General features: G+C 39.8%; 13 protein-coding genes. 6 read left to right on the top strand and 7 right to left on the bottom strand.

Annotation, left to right across the window (positions count from 1 at the left end; translation table 11 throughout):
• Positions 1–152 precede the first annotated feature (152 nt).
• The 3 genes from cobO to V7K61_RS07170 all read right to left on the bottom strand — a co-directional run bounded on the left by cobO (position 153) and on the right by V7K61_RS07170 (position 3,136).
• On the bottom strand, positions 153–830 hold the full coding sequence (gene cobO / locus V7K61_RS07160) for a cob(I)yrinic acid a,c-diamide adenosyltransferase (RefSeq protein WP_335052223.1): 678 nt from the start codon (positions 828–830) through the stop codon (positions 153–155).
• Between the two features lie 340 nt (positions 831–1,170).
• Positions 1,171–1,626: a GFA family protein gene (locus tag V7K61_RS07165; protein WP_335052225.1), complete on the bottom strand. Its 456-nt coding sequence runs from the start codon at positions 1,624–1,626 to the stop codon at positions 1,171–1,173.
• A 241-nt stretch (positions 1,627–1,867) separates the two neighbouring features.
• A complete protein-coding gene (locus V7K61_RS07170) occupies positions 1,868–3,136 on the bottom strand; it encodes a plasmid pRiA4b ORF-3 family protein (protein WP_335052227.1) in 1,269 nt (422 codons plus the stop codon).
• 194 nt (positions 3,137–3,330) lie between these two features.
• Between V7K61_RS07170 and V7K61_RS07175 the strand changes: the two genes are divergently transcribed.
• From V7K61_RS07175 to V7K61_RS07185, 3 genes are all read left to right on the top strand, one after another.
• Positions 3,331–3,867: a nucleotidyltransferase family protein gene (locus tag V7K61_RS07175; RefSeq protein ID WP_335052229.1), complete on the top strand. Its 537-nt coding sequence runs from the start codon at positions 3,331–3,333 to the stop codon at positions 3,865–3,867.
• A gap of 185 nt (positions 3,868–4,052) precedes the next feature.
• Entirely contained in the window at positions 4,053–9,479 is a 5,427-nt protein-coding gene (locus tag V7K61_RS07180; protein WP_335052231.1) for a trifunctional serine/threonine-protein kinase/ATP-binding protein/sensor histidine kinase, read from the top strand.
• A gap of 432 nt (positions 9,480–9,911) precedes the next feature.
• Entirely contained in the window at positions 9,912–10,574 is a 663-nt protein-coding gene (locus V7K61_RS07185) for a nuclear transport factor 2 family protein (RefSeq protein WP_335052233.1), read from the top strand.
• Between the two features lie 149 nt (positions 10,575–10,723).
• On the opposite strand, the gene V7K61_RS07190 is transcribed toward V7K61_RS07185, so the two are convergent.
• Positions 10,724–11,140, bottom strand: a complete 417-nt coding sequence (locus V7K61_RS07190; RefSeq protein WP_335052235.1) for a (2Fe-2S) ferredoxin domain-containing protein — start codon at positions 11,138–11,140, stop codon at positions 10,724–10,726.
• A 92-nt stretch (positions 11,141–11,232) separates the two neighbouring features.
• On the opposite strand from V7K61_RS07190, the gene V7K61_RS07195 reads away from it, so the two are divergent.
• From V7K61_RS07195 to V7K61_RS07205, 3 genes are all read left to right on the top strand, one after another.
• Positions 11,233–11,889, top strand: coding sequence for a class I SAM-dependent methyltransferase (locus V7K61_RS07195; RefSeq protein WP_335052237.1), 657 nt, complete (start codon positions 11,233–11,235; stop codon positions 11,887–11,889).
• A gap of 145 nt (positions 11,890–12,034) precedes the next feature.
• Entirely contained in the window at positions 12,035–12,427 is a 393-nt protein-coding gene (locus tag V7K61_RS07200) for a carboxymuconolactone decarboxylase family protein (RefSeq protein ID WP_292728612.1), read from the top strand.
• 55 nt (positions 12,428–12,482) lie between these two features.
• Positions 12,483–13,298 (top strand): alpha/beta fold hydrolase, encoded by an 816-nt coding sequence (locus V7K61_RS07205; protein WP_335052239.1) that lies wholly within the window; start codon positions 12,483–12,485, stop codon positions 13,296–13,298.
• 4 nt (positions 13,299–13,302) lie between these two features.
• On the opposite strand, the gene V7K61_RS07210 is transcribed toward V7K61_RS07205, so the two are convergent.
• The 3 genes from V7K61_RS07210 to V7K61_RS07220 form a co-directional block, all read right to left on the bottom strand.
• Complete coding sequence (locus V7K61_RS07210; RefSeq protein ID WP_335052241.1) at positions 13,303–14,868, bottom strand: hydantoinase B/oxoprolinase family protein; 1,566 nt, start codon at positions 14,866–14,868, stop codon at positions 13,303–13,305.
• A gap of 134 nt (positions 14,869–15,002) precedes the next feature.
• Complete coding sequence (locus tag V7K61_RS07215; RefSeq protein ID WP_335052243.1) at positions 15,003–17,096, bottom strand: hydantoinase/oxoprolinase family protein; 2,094 nt, start codon at positions 17,094–17,096, stop codon at positions 15,003–15,005.
• Positions 17,097–17,323: 227 nt separating this feature from the next.
• The gene (locus V7K61_RS07220) at positions 17,324–20,272 is read right to left on the bottom strand and encodes a COR domain-containing protein (RefSeq protein WP_335052245.1); all 2,949 of its coding nucleotides are present in this window, start codon (positions 20,270–20,272) and stop codon (positions 17,324–17,326) included.
• Positions 20,273–20,592: the final 320 nt, after the last annotated feature.

Consider the following 20,592-nt stretch of genomic DNA (forward strand, 5'->3'; position numbering starts at 1 on the left):
GACAAAGCGTAGCTTTGGCGGGGTGGGGTTCTTTGGGTTTAATAAGCAATCAAACGGACATGATATGACATACGAAAATTAAAAACCAGGTTTCTGAATCTCTGCTGAGTCGGAAACCTGTTTTTTAACAATTCTGAGTTCTGAATTCTGATTTAATATTCAATTCCCGGTTGTGCTTTCACACCCTGATCGCGGAAAGGGTGCTTAACTAGGGTCATTTCAGTTACTAAGTCAGCACGCTCAATTAAAGCAGGTGGTGCGCCTCTACCTGTGAGAATAACGTGTTTGTTAGCGGGTTTTTGTGCCAAACCGGCTAAAACGTCTTCTACTGGTAAGTAAGCCATTTTGAGGGCGATATTGATTTCGTCTAACAACACTAGATGAAAGTCTGGGTTGCGGATGTATTCTAATGATTTTTCCCAGGCGGCGCTAGCTTTGTCAAGATCGCGATCGCGATCTTGAGTCTCCCAGGTAAAGCCTTCGCCCATTGCGTGAAATTCTATTTGGTCTTCCCAATAGCTGAAAACCCTTTTTTCGGAAGGTTCCCAGCTACCTTTGATGAATTGGATTATCGCTACTTTATACCCATGACCGAGCGATCGCAACACCATCCCCAAAGCCGCAGTAGTTTTACCCTTACCGTTACCAGTATTTACAATAATTAACCCTTTTTCTGGTACAGCTTCTGCTATGCGTTTGTCTTGCACTTCTTTGCGTCGCTGCATCTTTTTGCGGTACTGTTCATCAGTCAGAGATGAAGACATTACCTCATCAATTAAGCGCCCAATTTCTTGGTCTGGGTTCAATTCTTTTGGTGTATCGTGTTTCATCAAGCTTGTCTAGAAATAACTGTTAAAAGTGTTGAAAATGAGCCAAAATCGCCTTACTTATCCAATTTCAATTACATTACTTGATTGGAAATGTCCAGTAAGCTTTCATGTGAAATATTAATAGTGTGTTAGCTTTATTAATGATTTGCAGACAGGTGGAACTATATATGATACACAAGCTGAACTTATAATTTGAGTTTACTATTACTGTTTTAAATAATCTAATATGTTCATTAAAGCATTTTACCAGTAAAATTTTATTATTATCTTCTTTAGTACAATGATAAGTTAGATACTTTAAGTATCATAAGTATTATGTCTAATATCATGAGTTATGCATTTATGGATGTTGTTGTTTCCATTTTTCCCATAAAGGCTGCGTATCCTCTGGTTGCCCATCATAGTTGAGCAATTGGTCTGAAATTATCACCCATGATTGCGCACTGCGTGTCCAAATGTTACCCACTGGGCGTAACCAACTTGTATCATCTAAGGTTCCAGCTTTGACATTGATAGTATTTGGCTTGTAAGTTCTTTCATGAAATAATCGCGTTCCGCAGTCGCCACAGAATAGGTTATTTACCTCACGTCCACTATCATTTTTCCGAGTCCAAGCTTTTGGTTTTCCCTGAATAATTATAACAGCATCTCGTAGTACTGTAAGAGACATACCAAAGGCACTAGACGATTGTTTTTGACACTCCTGACAGTGACATAGATAAAGTGTTAACGGTTCAGCATTAATTTCATAACGAATCTGTCCACATTGACAACCTCCAGTATATGGAAGACTCACAGGTTTTATCTCCTAACAATTTGTATCACTTATTGTATAGCGTTTCCTAATCATAAAAGGTACATCATAGTCCCCTCCTCGCTTGCGGGGAGGGGGTTGGGGGTGGGGTTCTTGTACCTCACTTAACCGAGAACCGCTATAACTAACACTATCTCAATCTTAAAGCAGGTTTTAATAGACACAAACAGAAGACATGAGAATACGAGAAATTTTTGATGATCTACACTTTCCTAAATCTTCCTCATTCCTCATCTTCATCCGATTCATCATCCTCACTCCAATACTGTTGAGGTGCATTTCCGTGAACTTCTAAAATCTTCGGTTTTTTGATTTTGTTATCAGGTGGATTAATTGCTTCTAACTGCACATCAAATTTCCAGTTGTCACCAAAATCATAAAGATAGGTCATTTTACCACCCGGCTCTAGAGATAAATCACCAATCTGCACTTGGTCGGCAAATGGGGGTGTTTCCATGTAGGCATGACCGATTTTTATGATGCGACCAAAATGGTCTTTATAACTAAACTCGTACAGGTGATCGTAATCAAAGTCAAAAGCATCGAGAATTATTTCTGCTAGCCAGCTTAATGGTTTTTTTGCTGGTATGGCAATGCGTCGCCAAGCCTTAGAAAGGGATACTTTGAAAATATAAATACCATCAGTGAAGCCTTGCTTGGGAACAAGTAAATTATCCTCCCATTCTGGAAAAAATGGTTGGAAATGTGACTGCAATTTTCCAAAAGTCACATTCACATCATCCTGTAATTCTCCTCGTATACCCAGTGGAAAAAGTAATTGCAACAGAGCATCACCAAAGGGCAAGCGTTGTAAGCTAGTAATACGCCACCCCTTACCTTCTTGTGGTTTCCCATGTTTGATAGATAACAATCCAAATAACTCTAACAGGGCAACATTATGCAGTCCGGGGTAATAACTAATATTGTTTTGATCTTCATATTTAGGAAATTTTAAACCTTTATCTGGGACGCGAGGCCAAAGTTGAATACATCTAAATAAATTCCCTAATGAATCTTGATGTTCGCCCAAAACTTCGTTATTTCCCCAAATCAACCAAGCTTCTAATAAGTTGAAATAGCGTTCTGTTAGATTGAGGCTTGACCATGATTGCAAAGTTGCTGCATCTAAAACTAAAACCTGCTTCTTCCCTTGGGATTTAATTTGGGCTATTCCAGAACTGCGTAATAACAGATATAGTCCATTAATGTAGGGGTATGATTTCTGTACGGGGCGTTTGAGTTTAGTTTCAATTGGGTGACTTAACCGAGAATTAACTTCTGATAAGATTTTTAGCGGTAGAAGGTTATTAATACTACTAACTTCCACTCCGTTTGGTTGTAAGAAATCTATCAGGGTTTGAAAGTCATGCAGAATCGTACCGGGTTGATTTTCATCAATACTGATTTCTTGGAGGAGTTGTTGTTGTGACTCTGCAAGAGTTGGCAGTTCAGGATTGAGTGTGCGTTCTAGTCGCGCAAATAAATCTTCCATAAATAAAAATTATAAATTCTAAATTCACAATTTAACCTTCTGTGTAACCTGTTTTATTTATACTATTACTACAGAATTTCTCCTAATAAACACTGGCTTGCAAAGTGTCACAACAGGACTATCAACACCGTAAGTTTAATGAAATGTGAATGATAATATTTTCACCTTCTACTTGACAATCCCAGAAATTTGATATGAATAGTAACACTCGCCTACAGATGATTTTAGCTGATACGCGTATTAATACAGTATTACCTGCGATCGCTCAACTAAATCTACCTAACTGGTGGTTAGCTGGGGGTGCAGTCCGCAACACCGTTTGGTCTTCAATTTTTGGGAATGACTGTGGGTTAATTATTAAAGATTTTGATATTGCATTCTTTGATATAGAGGGGAACCGTTCCCAAGAACTAGTAGCAAAAGCTACTCTCACAGAACAATTTCCTGATGACGAGTTTGATGTTAAAAATCAAGCCAGTTTTGCTCGTTGGCGTCTTGGTAGCAGACCTTATACTAGTACAGAGGATGGCATCACGGATTGGTTGCACACCGCTACTGCTGTGGGAGTTCGACTAAATGCTCAAAGACAATGGCAATTTTTTACACCCTACGGGTTAGATGACCTATTTGGCGGCATTATTCGACCTACGCCAACGCATACTCATAATTTGGATGCCCATAATAAGGCATCTGGATTTTTACAGAAGTGTCCTTATCTGCGGTTGGCGTAAAAGTTACAGTCAGATTTTAGCCGTTAGTTTTCGTTACCAGGAAATCATCGCTTTTTAATTTACAACCCTTGGATACCGAAGCGCAATGTTAATAATTTTCTACGTACTGGGAATAATTAAACTAGAATCCCTTTCACGATAGAACAGGGATGATGCTAATTTTATAACTTTATAGTCAAAAATCAATGCCAAATCGTACTGGATACCAAATCAACTCGACTCTCCACGAAGGAATCCAAACAATTATTTATCAAGCACAAACGCCAAAGACGCAACAGCGAGTTATCCTCAAGCTGCTTAAAAATGAATATCCGACCCTTGAAGCCTTTACTCGCCTTAAAAATGAGTATCAAATTCAGCAAGGTTTAGACCATCCCAATATAGTTAAAGCTATCAGTCTAGAAACCTTTGAAAACCGTGTAGGATTATTGTTAGAAGACTTTGGTGGTCAGTCTTTATCTCAACTGATCCAAACAAAAAAACTTGACTTCATTAACCATCTAAAGATTGCTATTCAACTGACTAAAGCTTTAGATTATTTGCATAATAATCAGATTATTCATAAAGATATCAAACCGAATAACATCATAATTAACTCCCAGACAGGTATTGTTAAACTTGCTGATTTTGGTATAGCCTCCCGTCTCAATAAGGAAAATCCCCAATTTAATAACCCTAACTGCGTTGAAGGCACACTTGCCTATATGTCTCCTGAACAAACTGGGAGAATGAATCGCATTCTTGATTATCGTACTGACTTTTATTCCCTTGGTGTGACTTTATATGAAATGCTCACTGATAAAACACCATTTGTTAGCCAAGATCCCCTAGAAGTAGTTTATAGTCACATTGCAGTTCAAGCGAGAAACCCGCAATCGTTTAATTCACAAATTCCTACCGCCATCTCTGAGATTGTGATGAAGCTGATGGCAAAAAATGCGGAAGACAGATATCAAAGTGCTATAGGATTATTAGCAGATTTAGAATCATGTCTTAAGCAGTTAGAAACTAAGGGAATCATCACTGATTTTGTGCCAGGTCGTTTGGATATATTGAGCCAGTTATTAATACCTCAAAAATTATATGGTCGTGAAGAACAAGTTAATGAACTTTTAGCTGCATTTGAGCGAGTTACATCTGGAACTAGTGAAATGATGCTAGTTTCTGGTTATTCTGGGATTGGCAAATCAGTTCTAGTTAATGAAGTTAATAAACCCATTACTCGTAGACAAGGGTACTTTATCTCTGGTAAATTTGACCAGTTAAAACGAAATATACCTTATGCTTCTTTAATTCAAGCCTTTGCGTATTTAATGCGGTATTTGCTGACCGAGAATAATGAAAAAATAGAAATATGGCGTAATAAAATATTATTAGCTTTAGGAACAAATGGAAAAGTTATTACTGACGTAATTCCAGAAGTAGAATTAATCATCGGTACACAGCCGGAAGTTGCCCAAATTGGGGCAACAGAATCACAAAATCGCTTCAATCATGTTTTTAAAGAATTTATCCAAGTTTTTACTCAAAAAGAACACCCATTAGTAATATTTTTAGATGATTTACAATGGGCAGATTCAGCTACTTTAAATCTAATTCAACTACTCATAACTGATACCGATAGCAAATACTTTTTATTTATTGGGGCATATAGGGATAATGAAGTTAGTTCAACACATCCTTTAATCCAAAAGATAGAAGAAATTAAGGACAGTGGCACGGTTGTTAATAATCTTGTATTACAACCTTTGAATTTAGATAATGTAACTCAGCTAGTTGCCGAAACTCTTCAAAAAATAGAGGTGAAGCAGGATGAACAAACAGGAGTCTTTAATCAAGAAATTATTAAATTAGCTGAGTTAATTTGTAACAAAACAGGTGGAAACCCATTTTTTATAACACAACTAATTCAGGCACTTCATCAAGAAAAGCTGTTAACGTTTGACTTTGCTAATGCTAAATGGCAATGGAGTCTAGAGGATATTCAAGCGATTGGAATTACCGATAAGAATGTAGTTGAATTAGTTGCCAGCCGAGTTGAAAAATTACCACAGTTCACCCAAGATGTTTTAAAATTAGCAGCTTGTGTGGGTGACAGATTTAGTTTGGATGTTTTATCGATAGTCAATGAAAAATCACCTTCTTTGACAGCAAATGATTTACACTCGGCTTTGCAAGCGGGGTTAATTCTGCCTTTAAGTGAAGCTTACCGCATTCCTTTAGTTTTTAATCAAGAAGAAGCGGTTAATTTAAATTTTGACACTTCACGGGTGGGTTACAAGTTCTTGCATGACAGAGTACAGCAAGCAGCATATTCCCTAATTCCAGAAGAACTCAAGAAATCTACTCACCTGAGAATTGGGCAATTGCTTCTTCAAAATATACCTAAAGAGGAAATAGAAGCTAATATTTTTGATATCGTCAATCAGTTAAATGTAGGTATTGTTAACCTGATAGAGCAATCTGAAAAAACTGAATTGGCACGATTAAATTTAATTGCAGGACGAAAAGCTAAAGCTTCTACAGCTTACGAAGCTGCTCTTAAATACTTCACAAATGGGATAGAACTTTTAAATATAGATGCTTGGCAAACTGAATATGCCTTAACCATCGGTTTATATGAAGGAGCCGCAGAGGCAGCTTATCTGGGCGGTGATTTTGAGCAGATGCAACAGTGGGCTGAGGTGGTGCAGCAAGAAGCCAAAATTCTTTTAGATAAAGTGAAAGTCTATGAAGTACAAATTATCGCTTCTATCATTCAAAGCAAACAACTGGAAGCCATTCAAATAGCAGTATCAATTCTGCTATTGTTAGGAATAAGTTTTCCAGACGAACCGACATCAACTGATATTCAACAGGGGATGGATGAAATCGCTGCTTCTTTGAAAGGGAAAGCCATTGCAGATTTAATTAACTTACCATTAATGACCGATCCTAACAAGATTGCAGCCATGAGAATCTTAATGGGAGTTCTCCCCGCAGCTTTTCAAACTGCTCCTGCAATGATGCCAATTATTGTCTGTAAAATGGTAAATTTGTCCTTAAGCTATGGAAATACAGCTGTATCTGCTTATGGTTATAGTCTTTATGGATTACTTCTTTGTGGAGTTCAAGGAGAAATTGATTCTGGCTATAAATTTGGGAAATTAGCTTCACGCCTGGTATCACAATTTAATGCTGAAGAACTCAAGGCAAAAATTCTGACGGTTGTTAGTGCCCATGTTATGCATTGGAAAGAGCATATTAGAGAGACATTAACATCATCAATGTCAGGATATTCTAGTGGTCTGGAAACTGGAGATTTAGAATATGCTGGTTATTGTGGTTACATTTATCCCTATCATTCATTTTGGATGGGTAAGGAACTTTGGGTTTTAGAAAAAGAACTGATAGCTTATTGTGATTCACTGAAAAAAATCAAGCAACAAGTAGCCTTCACTTGGAACTCAGTTTATTTGCAAACAGTTTTGAACTTGAAAGGAAGTTTTGAAAATGTGGACTGTTTAATTGGAGAAGCTTACGACGAACAAAGTATGCTGCCAATTCATCAGCAAGTAAACGATCTTTACACAATTAACCATTTATTTGTTAATAAGCTAATGCTCTCTTATATATTTGGGGAGTATTTTAAAGCTGTAGAAAATGCTGCGATCGCAGAAAAATCTTTAGGTGGTGTTACAGGCTTGTTTGTTGTTCCAGTGTTTTATTTTTACGATTCTTTAGCTCACTTGGCAATATATCATACTGCTAAAGAGTCTGAGAAGCAAGCTATTCTAGAAAAAGTCCAAGCTAATCAGCAAAAGATGGAACTCTGGGCTATTCATGCTCCCACCAATCACTTACACAGATTTTATCTCGTGGAGGCAGAACGGTATCAGGTTTTGGGTCAAAAGCTAGAAGCAATGGACTACTATGAAAACTCGATTGCCAAATCTCAATTAAACGGTTTTCTTCAAGAAGAAGCTTTAGCCTATGAGTTAGCTGGAAAATTCTATCAATCTTTAGGTAAAGAATTAATTCATCAAACTTACATAACTAAAGCCTATTATGCCTATATTCGTTGGGGTGCGATCGCTAAAGTTAAACACTTAGAATCAAAGTATGTTTTTCTAGTAGGACAAACTACTACCATAGAAAACACTAGTTCAAAAATTGATACCACTCATATTACCACTAACACTACTACCAATAGCAGCTTGAGCGATTTTCTAGATTTTAATGCATTCATCAAGTTTTCACAAGCGATTACTAATGAAATTGTTTTAGAAAATCTATTAGGTAAGCTGATCCAAATTTTACTAGAAAATGCTGCCGCACAAAAAGCAGCACTACTCCTACTTAAAGATAATCATCTATATATTGAAGCTTCTGGAAATGCTACTGACGATGTGGTGACGGTTTTACGTTCTATTCCTGTTGAAACATATCAAGATTTACCGCTGTCTGTAATTAACTATGTTCTCAGAACGCAGCAGTATATTGTGTTAAATGATGCAATAGCTACAGAGCCTTTTAATTTTGATATCTATATCCAAAAATCTCAAACAAAATCAATCTTTTGTTTGCCCATTATGTACCAATCACAGCTTACTGGTATTATTTATTTAGAAAACCAGTTATCATCAGGAGCTTTTGTTCTAGAAAGGGTAGAGGTATTAAAAGTCTTAGTTTCTCAAATGGCTATTGCCATAGAAAATGCCAGCTTGTACACAAAAGCGCAAGACAAATCTAAGGAATTAGAACAATCGATAAAAGATTTACAAGAGGCACAACTACAACTTATCCAAAGTGAAAAAATGTCTTCTCTAGGAAATTTAGTTGCAGGCGTAGCACACGAAATAAACAACCCCATTGGTTTTATTACAGGTAGTATTGCCCAAGCAAAAGATAATGTTAAAGATTTAATAGACTATCTGCAACTGTACCGAGAAAAATTCCCCAATCCTGGCGCTGAAATTGAAGAAAAAGCTGAAGAGATAGATATAGATTTTCTGCTAAAAGATTTACCAAAAATGATTGATGGCATGACGGTAGGCACACAGCGCATTCGTAATATTAGTACCTCTCTCCGTACTTTTTCTCGTGCTGATACTACCTCTAAAGTGTTAGCTAATATCCATGAAGGTATTGATAGTACTTTGATGATTTTACAACATCGTCTGAAAGCCGATCATAATCGTCCTGCCATTCAAATTATTAAGCACTATGCAGATATCCCATTAGTAAAATGCTATTTGGGACAATTGAATCAGGTTTTTATGAATATTATTGCAAATGCAATTGATGCTCTAGAAGAAGCAAATATTGGTCGTAATTTTTTAGAGATTCAAGAAAAATATCCGAATACTATTACTATTGAGACTTCTCTACAAGTAGATAATGATAAGGTGGTAATTAAGATTCAAGATAATGCCAAAGGAATGCTTGAAGCAGTTAAAGAATGTATTTTTGAAAATTTGTTTACTACCAAATGTGTAGGAAAAGGTACGGGATTAGGATTATCTATTAGTCGGCAAATTATAGTTGAAAATCATGGTGGAAATTTGACTTGTGAATCAGTTTTGGGACAAGGAACACAATTTATAATTTCTATTCCCATTTTAGGAGAATAAGGAACTTTTGATAGTTGTAGCCGCAGAGTCTCACCTTCTCCAAGCAGTTGAAGAACTTATCATGAATCTTCCAGGATTGCTAGAGTAATTTTATTTAATTTCTGAAAATTGGCAAACTGAAATTTATTTTGTTGTTAATTAAACTATGTAAGTAGTAACTTTATTACTTAATCAAATCAACACAAACTTAGTCGCAATTAACACTTGTAGCTCATTAATTAACTGTTATAACTAATTGTATACATCAAATCTTGTACATACTAGCTTTGTTATTTACTAGAAAAGAGCTTTTCTAGTGGAGATAAAACATAATTGCTAGTAAAATCTGCAAGCATATTGCCAGTTTTCATAAGCTAAAAAGTATTAGCCTAAACTTTAGTTTGTGGGAAAGTACAAGATGCGAAAATCGTAAATAATTAAGGAAGTCATCTTGTGGAAAAAAGAAGAGAAAATGGGGGAATAGTTTCAAAGGCTATTTCGTTTCTGTTAAATCGTATAACTTTGATTGTGCTTGCAGTCACTCTTGTGCTGTTTGTTGGAGGTAAGTTTGAACTAGCAAATGCGGCTCAACCTAATGCAGAACTAGAAATTCAAAAATTAACATCCTGTTACTCGTTGGGAACTGACGCCATTGGTAGAGGAAATCTCCAACAAGGAAAGAATATTTATCGAGATTGTTTTACTCAAGATGCAGTTCTCACTGCCATTTTTCCTGATGGGGCAACTCAAACAAATTATGGGACAGATTCTTGGGCAGATTTTGTCTATTCAGTATTTCAAGGAAATGGTTATACAGCTACCCAACACTTGATGGGTACGATAAACATTTCAGTTCAAAATAATCAAGCAACGATGACCTCTTACCTCCATGCGACTCACAAACGTTCAGAAACTAGCATTGATGTCGCTAATGGTACTTATGAAGATGAAGTCGTCAACAGAAATGGGCGCTGGAAAATTCGTAAACGTACCCTTAAACTCATTGATTTCTTGAATCTCAGTTCGCCAACTACTGCTTCTTCAAGCACTAATGCCCGAAGCACTAATTCCTCTGGTACCTTTGTAAGACCAAATATACCTCATTTAAAAGAGTAATTCTTTAGATGGGAATAACACTAATACGGGTTGGATAAGTATTCTTTACCTCCCTGATGACCTGAAAAAAGGGGTGAATTAAAATATTCACCCCCTTTTTTTATTTGCCGCTTGAGTAAAATATAGTGCAAGATAAACAACCTTTGCAGTCAGTCTTTATTCTGCTTGATATATGAATAGAGAAATTCGCGATCGCTCCGAGGATTTACAATTAAGCATGGACTATTCCCGTGACTTCCATTACTTACAATAACTACACTAATGCCCATGCGGGGACAAACTCCTAAACAACTGGTGCTAACTACCCGAAAATCACCCCATAATCCCTCAAACTTTAAACGAGATTTCAACCAATTCTCTAAGTCTTCAGAAGCGGTTGAGCCTGATTGCTCGTTTGCACATTGTGCACACACAAGCACTAAACCAGATTCCCATCGGGGAGAAACGGTTGGAATAGAAGTTTCTAATCGAGTATTTATTAGAGGCGATGGTTGGTGAGAATTGGATGCAGACCTCTTGAGGATACGTTTGAGTAATGCTTTAATACGCTGGATCAGTTTTTTCATGGACGACCCTACCTATTTCTCCCTCTGACAGAATAATATAAGTTTCCCGTTTAGTCTGTTCAAGTAGATAACTAACTGATTTATGCCCGTATATGGAGAGTAATGACTATCAAAGTGAACAAGCTTCCAATAGCTCTCAACTAAAAGCTTGGTTTGATGCTCAACAAAACGAGATTGAAGTTGCCTATCTATCTTCAAAAAATTCTTATCAACAATCGGGTTGGGGAAGTACACCTGAACGCTGGCAATTTGCGCGAAAGCTGATTCTAAAGGCAGTCAATAAAAGTGGTACTTTTCTCGATTTGGGCTGTGCTAATGGGCTATTGTTGGAGTGTTTGATGCAATGGGCAGGTGAGCAAGGGTTTTATCTAACTCCGTATGGTGTAGATATTTCGCTCCAGCTTGTTGAACTAGCACGTAAGAGATTACCTGCGTTTGCAACTAACTTAGTCGTTGCGAATGCATTTACTTTGCAAACACCGATGCAGTATGACTTTGTACACACATTACTGGAATATGTCCCCGAAAACTTACATCTAGAGTACTTGAGGCGACTGCTTGAACAACTGGTTGCACCAGCAGGAGGATTAATTGTCAGCAGCTACAGTAGTCGCAGCCGAGGAATAATTCCTCTGGACATTGAAAGGTATTTACAACAGCTTGGATTTAAAGTAGAGGGGAGTGTTATCGCTCAAGAATTAGATGGTTGGATACTCACTCGTGTTGCTTGGATTGAGAAAGTGCTTTAGTTGTGCGCTGTCAATCTGTCGTTTCAGTAACCTGAAATTGGCTAAAAGTTTCAGCCTCGAAGACTCAAATTACTATCTTTAATTGCAACTCAGTATTACAATCTAGGGGTTCCCACTCGCTGGGGAAACTATATGGAATTAAAACATGACTAAGCTGATCGAATACGAAGAAGCCAGCGACGAAGTACGTGCAGTGTATGACGACATCCGCGTTACACGTCAAAATGACTACATCAATAACTTTTGGAAAGCTATAGCCAACCATCCTCCCACCCTGCAACGAACATGGCAAACGTTAAAGGAAGTGATGGTTAGCCCTGGTGAGATCGATCCACTGATGCGCGAACTGATTTATATCGCCGTGAGTGCGACGAATGGCTGTGAGTATTGCATCGCCTCGCACACAGCAGCAGCGCGTGCCAAGGGTATGAATGATACTATGTTCGGGGAGCTAATGGCGATCGCAGCTACTGCCAATATGACCAATCGTCTTGCTAATGGCTATCAGATTCCGGTGGACGAGAAATTCAAGACGTAGGAGTTGAGCCTTGTCTATCCCTACTTAAAAATAAGGTTTAGCAGAATTATTTACTATGCCCAAGGTTCAGATTAACGGGATTGATTTGTTCTACGACATTAAGGGAACGGGTGAGCCTTTGCTATTAATAGCTGGCTTTCTTTGCGATCATGCTTATTGGTCGCTAATTATGCCATCGCTGGTTTCGCAGTATCAAGTCATTCGCTTGGATAACCGAGGTATGGGGAGAAGTTCTGCTCCCGAAAACCCCTATAGTTTGAAGCAGATGGCTAGTGACGTTGCAGCATTGCTCGATCGCATCGGAATCGATCGGGTGCATCTAGCGGGTCATTCAATGGGTAGTCAGATAGCCCAAGAGTTAGTGTTAGCACGCCCTGAAAAGGTAAAAAGTCTGATGCTACTCTCATCTTTAGCAAAAGGTGATGCATTATTCAACAGCATCATCGAGACTTGGGGCGAACTTCCTAGTAATGTAGACCTAAAACTTTATGAAAAAGTCATATTGCCCTGGATATTTACAGATGCGTTCTACTCAATTCCTGACATGATCGAAGGTCTGATTGAATTTGCCATCAGATATCCTTTCCCACCTGCAACTCACTCACTCTATCATCACAGCCAAGCCATCCTTAGTAGTAACACAATAGACCGCCTCCAACAAATTCATTGTCCTACCTTAGTTATGGTTGGTAAACAAGATATTCTCACCCCGCTAAAGTTTTCCCAACAACTTGCTCAAGGTATTCCCAATGCTGAACTTGTAGTCATCGAACGCGGTGGTCACGGCTTCTTGATTGAGTCGCCGGATGCTGTGGTTTCGGCCATGCTCAATTTTCTGGGGAAGTTGAAGCCAGCTTATAGCAATTTTTGATTATTTAAGAGCATTTACCAAATCCACCGCCGCCAGGAGTTTCTATTACAAAAACATCCCCAGTTTTCATTTCTATTGTTGCTGTGCTGTCTAAATTCTCTTCAATTCCATTGTGACGTTGTATCCAGTTGCGTCCTACTTTTCCTGCTTCCCCACCATTTAATCCAAAGGGAGGAACAACCCGATGACCAGAAAGAATATTCGCTGTCATCGGTTCAAGAAATCGAATGCGGCGGACAACTCCATTACCACCCGAATATTTTCCTTTGCCACCGCTATCGAGACGAAGACTAAAGCTTTCTAAAAGTACAGGATAACGGGTTTCTAAAACTTCTGGATCGGTCAAACGAGAGTTAGTCATGTGAGAATGAACACCATCAGTGCCATCAAAATCAATTCCTGCGCCAGAGCCGCCGCAGATAGTTTCATAATATTGATATTGCTCATTCCCAAAAGTAAAATTATTCATCGTTCCTTGAGAAGCAGCTATAACACCTAAAGCACCATATAAAGCATCGACAATAGTTTGAGAAGTTTCGACATTACCCGCGACTACTGCGGCTGGATAGGTTGGGTTGAGCATACAGCCAACCGGAATAATAATTTCTAGAGGATTAAGACACCCGGCATTGAGAGGAATATTATCATCAACTAAAGTACGGAAGACATATAAGACTGCTGCTTGAGTTACGGCTTTGGGAGCATTAAAATTACTATTTAGTTGTAGAGAAGTTCCTGTAAAATCAATGGTAGCACTGCGGTTTTCTGGGTGGATAGTTACTTTAACTTTAATTTGTGCCCCATCATCCATTTTATAAGTAAATGAGCCATCCTTGAGAACTGCGATCGCACGCCTAACAGACTCCTCAGCATTAGCTTGCACAAATGTCATATAACCCTGAACAGTATCAATCCCATATTGTAAAACCATTTTAGAAAGTTCTTGAACTCCCCGTTCATTTGCAGCAATTTGGGCTTTAAAATCAGCGATATTTTGATCGGGATTACGAGCAGGATAAGTATGATTTGAGAGGTGTTGTCTGACTGCGGATTCTCGAAAATCTCCCTCTTCCACTAAGAGGAAATTATCAAAGAGAATTCCTTCTTCTTCTACTGTGGTACTATGGGGAGGCATTGAACCGGGAGTAATTCCGCCAATATCTTCTTGGTGTCCGCGAGAAGCAACAAAAAATAGGGGAGTGGAGGATAGAGTATTTTCACTACTTTCCAAAAAAACAGGGGTAATTGCAGTGACATCAGGAAGGTGTGTACCGCCGTTATAGGGGTTATTAGATAGATAGACATTTCCCGGTTTTAGGGTGTCGCCTTTATCGTTAATTAAACTGCGGACACTTTCACTCATTGAGCCTAAATGTACGGGTATATGGGGAGCATTTGCTACTAATAATCCCGATGAGTCAAAAATAGCGCAGGAGAAATCCAGCCTCTCTTTGATATTCACTGATGTGGCCGTGTTTTGCAACACAATTCCCATTTGTTCGGCGATAAATTGATAGAGATTTTTAAAGATTTCTAAGCGAACAGGATCGGGTTGAGATGTTGTGTGCATTTTGAGATTTTATGGTTATTCAGTACTTGTTATGCCAAATTGTTAAAAATGCATTGTAATAGGATGCTAAAAACTATATAGAATGATGCCTGGATGATTATCCTGTAAATTACAGACTAATCCTGATGAATTAATTAATATTTACGGTGTAAAATTAGATGATTTTGTGCAGTTAATCTCGCTTGCCAGTTAGGCTCAACTACAATTGTGCTAATTTTTTCGATAACGATCGCAGGGCCATTAATTCTATCTTCTGGTTGTAAATCTTCCCGTCGATAAACAGGAGTATTATACCATCTATCAGCAGTAAATATCCTTACTGTCTCAACAGATACGGGAGCTTCATCTAGAGAACGGATACGAATAATTAAAGGTTCTTCGGGAGTATCCATTTTCTGAACTACTTCCACTGAAGCAGATTCGACAATTAAGTTTTTATCTAATTGAATAAAACCATAGCGAGATTGATGTTCAGTCTCAAATTTTTGTCGCATTACTAGCACATTATTGGCAAAATTAACGGTCAAGGTAGAGTTAGTACCCTGATATTTTAAGTTAGCTTTTCGGATTACTTCTACTTGACTCAGTGCCTCATTTATTTCCCTTCTAGCTTGGGTTTCTAAATAAGCCATTAACTGCTGTAGTTGAGAGATCAATGCTTGAGTTAAAGGTTGTTCAACTCCTCCTTCTCTAATCGCCCGCACATCAGCTAATCCCATTCCATAAGCAGATAGAACACCAGCATAAGGATGTAGAAATATTTTTTTCATTCCCAAGGTATCGGCAATTAAACAAGCAACTTGCCCACCTGCACCGCCAAAACAACAAAGCACATATTGGGTAACATCATAACCGCGTTGCAGACTGATTTTTTTTATTGCATTCGCCATATTTTCCACTGCGATCGCAATAAATCCTGCGGCTACTTGTTCGGGAGTACAATCATTTAATGTAGCGGCTTGAATGTCTTGGGTTAATTGGGTAAATTTTTGAATAACAATATCCTTATCTAAAGGTAAATTTCCATCAATGCCAAAAACTGAGGGAAAATATTGTGGGTGAATTTTACCTAACATCACATTGGCATCAGTAACCGCTAATGGCCCGCCACGCCGATAACAAGCAGGCCCAGGATTTGAACCAGCAGATTTAGGGCCGACACGATAACTAGAACCATCAAAAAAGAGAACTGAACCACCACCAGCAGCAATAGTATTAATTGCTAATACAGGAACTCGCATCCGCGCCCCAGCAATTTCTGAATCTAGTTGTCGTTCATACTCTCCTTTAAAGTGGGCAACATCTGTACTTGTACCTCCCATGTCAAAGGTAATAACTAACTCGAAGCCTGCTCTTTTACTAGTTTGAACTGCGCCAACAATACCACCAGCCGGGCCGCTTAAAATACTATCTTTTCCTTGAAATTGTTCGGCTGCGACTAAACCGCCATCAGATTTCATAAACATTAATTTGATGCTGGGTAACTGACTCGCTACTTGGTTAACGTAGCGGCGCAGAATAGGAGTTAAATAAGCATCGACTACTGTTGTATCTCCCCGGCTGACTAATTTCATTAACGGACTAACTTGATGTGATATGGATATTTGGGTAAAGCCGATTTCTTGGGCAAGCTGGGCTATTTGTTGTTCGTGTTTAGGATAGCGATCGCTGTGCATAAAAACAATAGCACAACTCCGAATTCCTGTATGGTAAACTGCTTGTAAGTTATTTCCTGCTTGTTCAATATTTATGGGTATTAATTCATTTCCGTTAGCATCGTAGCGTTCATCTATTTCAATTACCTGTTCATAAAGAATTGTTGGTAAAATGATATGACGGGCAAAGATGTTAGGACGGTTTTGGTAGCCAATTCGTAGGGCGTCTTTAAATCCTTTAGTGACGAGAAGAACGACGCGATCGCCTTTCCTTTCTAACAGCGCGTTTGTTGCTACTGTTGTCCCCATTTTTACAACTTCTATCGCTTCAGTAGGAATGGGTTCGTTGCTAGCAATCCCCATGATATCTCGAATACCTTGGATGGCTGCATCTTGATATTGTTCGGGATTTTCTGAAAGTAGTTTGTAGACTATAATCCATTGCTGATTAGGCAGAGGGACAATTAAAAAACGTTCGGGATGTTTTGAAACTCCATCGATAATTGCTTGATTATTAGTAACAACAACAATATCTGTGAATGTACCACCACGGTCAGCAAAAACCTTCAACATTATTCTGTTTCCTGTATAATCATGAAAAATTACGAAATAGCTCTAAGAGAATGTTTGAAAAGTCGTGATTGATGTATCAAATATTTTTTACCCCTCCCTAACCCTCCCCTTGTAAAGGGGAGGGAACCGGATTTTTCTTGTTTCCCCCCTTTACAAGGGGGGATTAAGGGGGGTGATTAAAATCACAGTCAAACACTTTTCAAACATTCTCTAATATCCGTTGTCAATTAATATTCATCTACAAATTGAGGATGAACCCACAGAAATTCGCGGCGTTTGTTCTGCACCCGCACTAGACCACCAAAACTAGGATCTTTTTCTTTCAATAAGGCGTGTAATTCTCGCAAAATCGAGCCTTGAGCGCGGATTGCATCGCCTTCCAAGAATGAGGCATCGCTCTTGGACTTTCCAGCCAAAGCCATATCACTTCCCTTTAAAGTAGACTCGATGCTTTTCTGTCCCAAATCGAGTTGTTCTTCAATGGCTTTGTAGGTAGTATCATCCAGTATAAATTTAGTTGCCGAACCTGCCACAGGTAAGACTAAGCTCAAAGTTCCAGTCAAAATTCTGAGATAGGGGACTGCCTTGGTGAACCACTCACGCGGCAAGTCTAATTCATAGACTCCCTTTTTCTTGTCGTTGGGATTTAAGGCTGGAAGTGGCTGACGTGCGTGTTCGCACCAGAGGGTGAGTTGAAACTTGGCACTGATCCATTTGGGGCGATCGAAAAATTTCGGATCGACAGGCTGAAAGCTGAACAGGCGCGGGCCGTCTTTTGCTTCATCGGTGAGCATCTGCATCAGTTCTGCAAACTGCTGATCGACTTGGCTTAAAATGGTGCGTTGCTCCTGAGATAATACCTGAAAGCGTGCTTGATCTAGGCGATCGTACATAACCAAATCTTGGCGGATGACGTTTAACTCGTCTTTCACAATGTATCGGAACTGCTCAATGCCAATTGCTTGAGATGGGGGTTGAGCAGTCGGCGCGTTATTCAGCAATTGATCGATGTTTTGCCATTCACCACACCCGGAAATGGGACACGGGAACTCATGGCGATTTTTCTTTTTGCTTTCAATTAGTTTTTGTACCTCAAACAGTCCGTTTCCAGGGGCATTCATACCGCAAGTTTCAATGCAGGGAACCATCACATTACAACGCAACCCTTCCCAGAAATTCTCGACTAGCCATTTAATCTCTTCCGTGAGATAAGACAGGAATCTTTCAGGATAAGCTGCCCGGGCTGTAATTTTTACATCAGTGCCAACATACTCCAGCAATGCCCGACCGTTGTAGTCATTGTCAAGCATTAAGCCGCGTTGCCAGTGGATGCTGTCTTCGTAATTAGTCCGCCCCAGTGAGTATTTGTGCAACCGGACAATCAACTGGTAAAACAATCCTTCTGCAACTGCAAACTGTCCGCGACTATCCACAATGCGGCAGATTTGCACCTGTTGTCTGTCTCCCGCTTCCGGTTGCTCTCCCCAATTGGGTAATGGCTCTGGGCGTGTGTCGGGAACGAGTTGAGCAATGAGGCTGGTATTGCTAGTTTCTGCCGGATCGAAAACCACTTTGTAGGATAGATCAAAGCGTTCCATCAGTCGCAGAAAGATTGGATGCAATTTTGAGGGGTAGCCTTCTTCGCCTGCAAATGGTGGATGGCTCCACAACTGACTGAGATGCTCAAATTCCACCAAACCGTTGCGTTTACGTGTCATTGCATCATCTAGCACGAAGCTAATCGCCTTTGCCAGCCAGTCGGGTTTGAGGATGACGATATTGCGTAGTGTTGAGTCGTTATGATAATGGATGAAATGCCCTAATATATGGGAGATGCGAAGGAACAGTTCTGCTTGCTCCTCATCGATTCCCTGTTTAGCGCAGATGGCAATGACATCATTGTAGGGCAGATAGGCTTTGTCACTTGTCTGTAAGATTTTCCGCACCCGTTGCCACTTTGCTGGAACGGAGCGCCCCATTTCGGGAAGAGATGCAGCGATACGAGCAATAGCATCTTTTAATTCTGCAATCCCAGTGCAATGCGTCGTATCTTGGTTGGGTTTGCTGTCTACATGGAAGAAATCGATTACCGTATCTTTGCCGAATTGATCGAGAATTTCTTGTCTGTCAATGTCTGGTTGTCGCTGTCCGGGGCCGCCGTGGGTTGCAACTACCAACACCTTTGCATCTGGTTCTCGATTTTTGATCAGCGTAATCCACTCTTTGACAAAGCCCTGCTGTGGGCCTTCCCGTGCTTTCCAAACCACCAGATACACGGCTGGCGCGCTGAAAAACAACTGGTGCGTTGGTCGATAAACCCGTTGACCGCCAAAATCCCAACCATTGAGTGATATCTTTGTGCCACTGTCGGGATCGGTGACGATTACAGATTTAATTTCAATCCCGTGAGTCGTGGGGCGACCATCCACCCATTCATCTCCCCGCAATGCACCCAACAGACAACTTTTGCCCACTTCACCCTCACCAATTAGGATCAGCTTGGCTTCATTCAGAGTTATTTTTTCTTCTGCCTGTGCCCGCAGGTATTGCAAAACAGTTTCTGTGCCTTGTTCGTAAGCGGCTGCAAGGTCAGGGTTAAGAGGGTTCTTGCGAAGAGAAAGCACTTCCAATTGAGTCAGGGATGCGATCGCTTCTGGCAGTTCGGTCAGTTGGTTGTTGGCGAGGTAAAGCTGTAGCAACTGAGTTAGGTATGCGATCGCTTCTGGCAATTGGGTCAGTTCGTTGTTGTCGAGGGAAAGCACCTGCAACTGAGTCAGGGATGCGATCGCTTCTGGCAGTTCGGTCAGTTGGTTATTGTCGAGGTAAAGCTGTAGCAACTGAGTCAGGGATGCGATCGCTTCTGGCAGTTCGGTCAGTTGGTTGTTGAAGAGGTAAAGCTCTTGCAACTGAGTCAGGGATGCGATCGCTTCTGGCAGTTCGGTCAGTTGGTTGTTGCGGAGGTTAAGCTCTTGCAACTGAGTCAGGGATGCGATCGCTTCTGGCAGTTCGGTCAGTTGGTTGTTGCGGAGGTCAAGCTGTTGCAACTGAGTCAGGGATGCGATCGCTTCTGGTATCTCAGTAAGTTTTATGTTGCTGAGATCGAGTTCTATTGCTCCCTCTTGCCGTGCCTTTTCAATGCGCTGCTCTGCTTCTTGATAAGCCTTATCTCTTGCCATGAGCAAATCCTTTCTCTCACTACCAAAATCGGAGTAATAACCAGACTTTTATTCTAATGTCAAAAGTAGATTCAGCTTGGTACAGAATTTCATTAATTTATAGCAAATTAAATTTGGCGATACCTTGCATTGTTAATGCGTCGCCTTGCATTATTAATGCGTCATCCTGTATTAAAAACGCTACGCTTTTACGCAAAACTGTACCTCTAGTGGTTCTCAATTGTATGAAATACAGACCTAACCCCAGCCCCTTCCCTGCAAGGGAAGGGGAGTAAGACTTAAAGCATCTCTCCTAAAAGGAGAGAGGTCAAAGTGTATTG

The sequence above is a fragment of the Nostoc sp. genome (assembly GCF_036918015.1).
Taxonomy (GTDB): Bacteria; Cyanobacteriota; Cyanobacteriia; order Cyanobacteriales; family Nostocaceae; genus Nostoc.

Coding starts and splice junctions, on each gene's coding strand:
- V7K61_RS07190 (WP_335052235.1), bottom strand. CDS start 11,140: ATGAAAAAACTGATCCAGCGTATTAAAGCATTACTCAAACGTATCCTC.
- V7K61_RS07195 (WP_335052237.1), top strand. CDS start 11,233: ATGGAGAGTAATGACTATCAAAGTGAACAAGCTTCCAATAGCTCTCAA.
- V7K61_RS07210 (WP_335052241.1), bottom strand. CDS start 14,868: ATGCACACAACATCTCAACCCGATCCTGTTCGCTTAGAAATCTTTAAA.
- V7K61_RS07215 (WP_335052243.1), bottom strand. CDS start 17,096: ATGTTGAAGGTTTTTGCTGACCGTGGTGGTACATTCACAGATATTGTT.
- V7K61_RS07170 (WP_335052227.1), bottom strand. CDS start 3,136: ATGGAAGATTTATTTGCGCGACTAGAACGCACACTCAATCCTGAACTG.
- V7K61_RS07220 (WP_335052245.1), bottom strand. CDS start 20,272: ATGGCAAGAGATAAGGCTTATCAAGAAGCAGAGCAGCGCATTGAAAAG.
- V7K61_RS07205 (WP_335052239.1), top strand. CDS start 12,483: ATGCCCAAGGTTCAGATTAACGGGATTGATTTGTTCTACGACATTAAG.
- V7K61_RS07200 (WP_292728612.1), top strand. CDS start 12,035: ATGACTAAGCTGATCGAATACGAAGAAGCCAGCGACGAAGTACGTGCA.
- V7K61_RS07175 (WP_335052229.1), top strand. CDS start 3,331: ATGAATAGTAACACTCGCCTACAGATGATTTTAGCTGATACGCGTATT.
- V7K61_RS07180 (WP_335052231.1), top strand. CDS start 4,053: ATGCCAAATCGTACTGGATACCAAATCAACTCGACTCTCCACGAAGGA.
- cobO (WP_335052223.1), bottom strand. CDS start 830: ATGAAACACGATACACCAAAAGAATTGAACCCAGACCAAGAAATTGGG.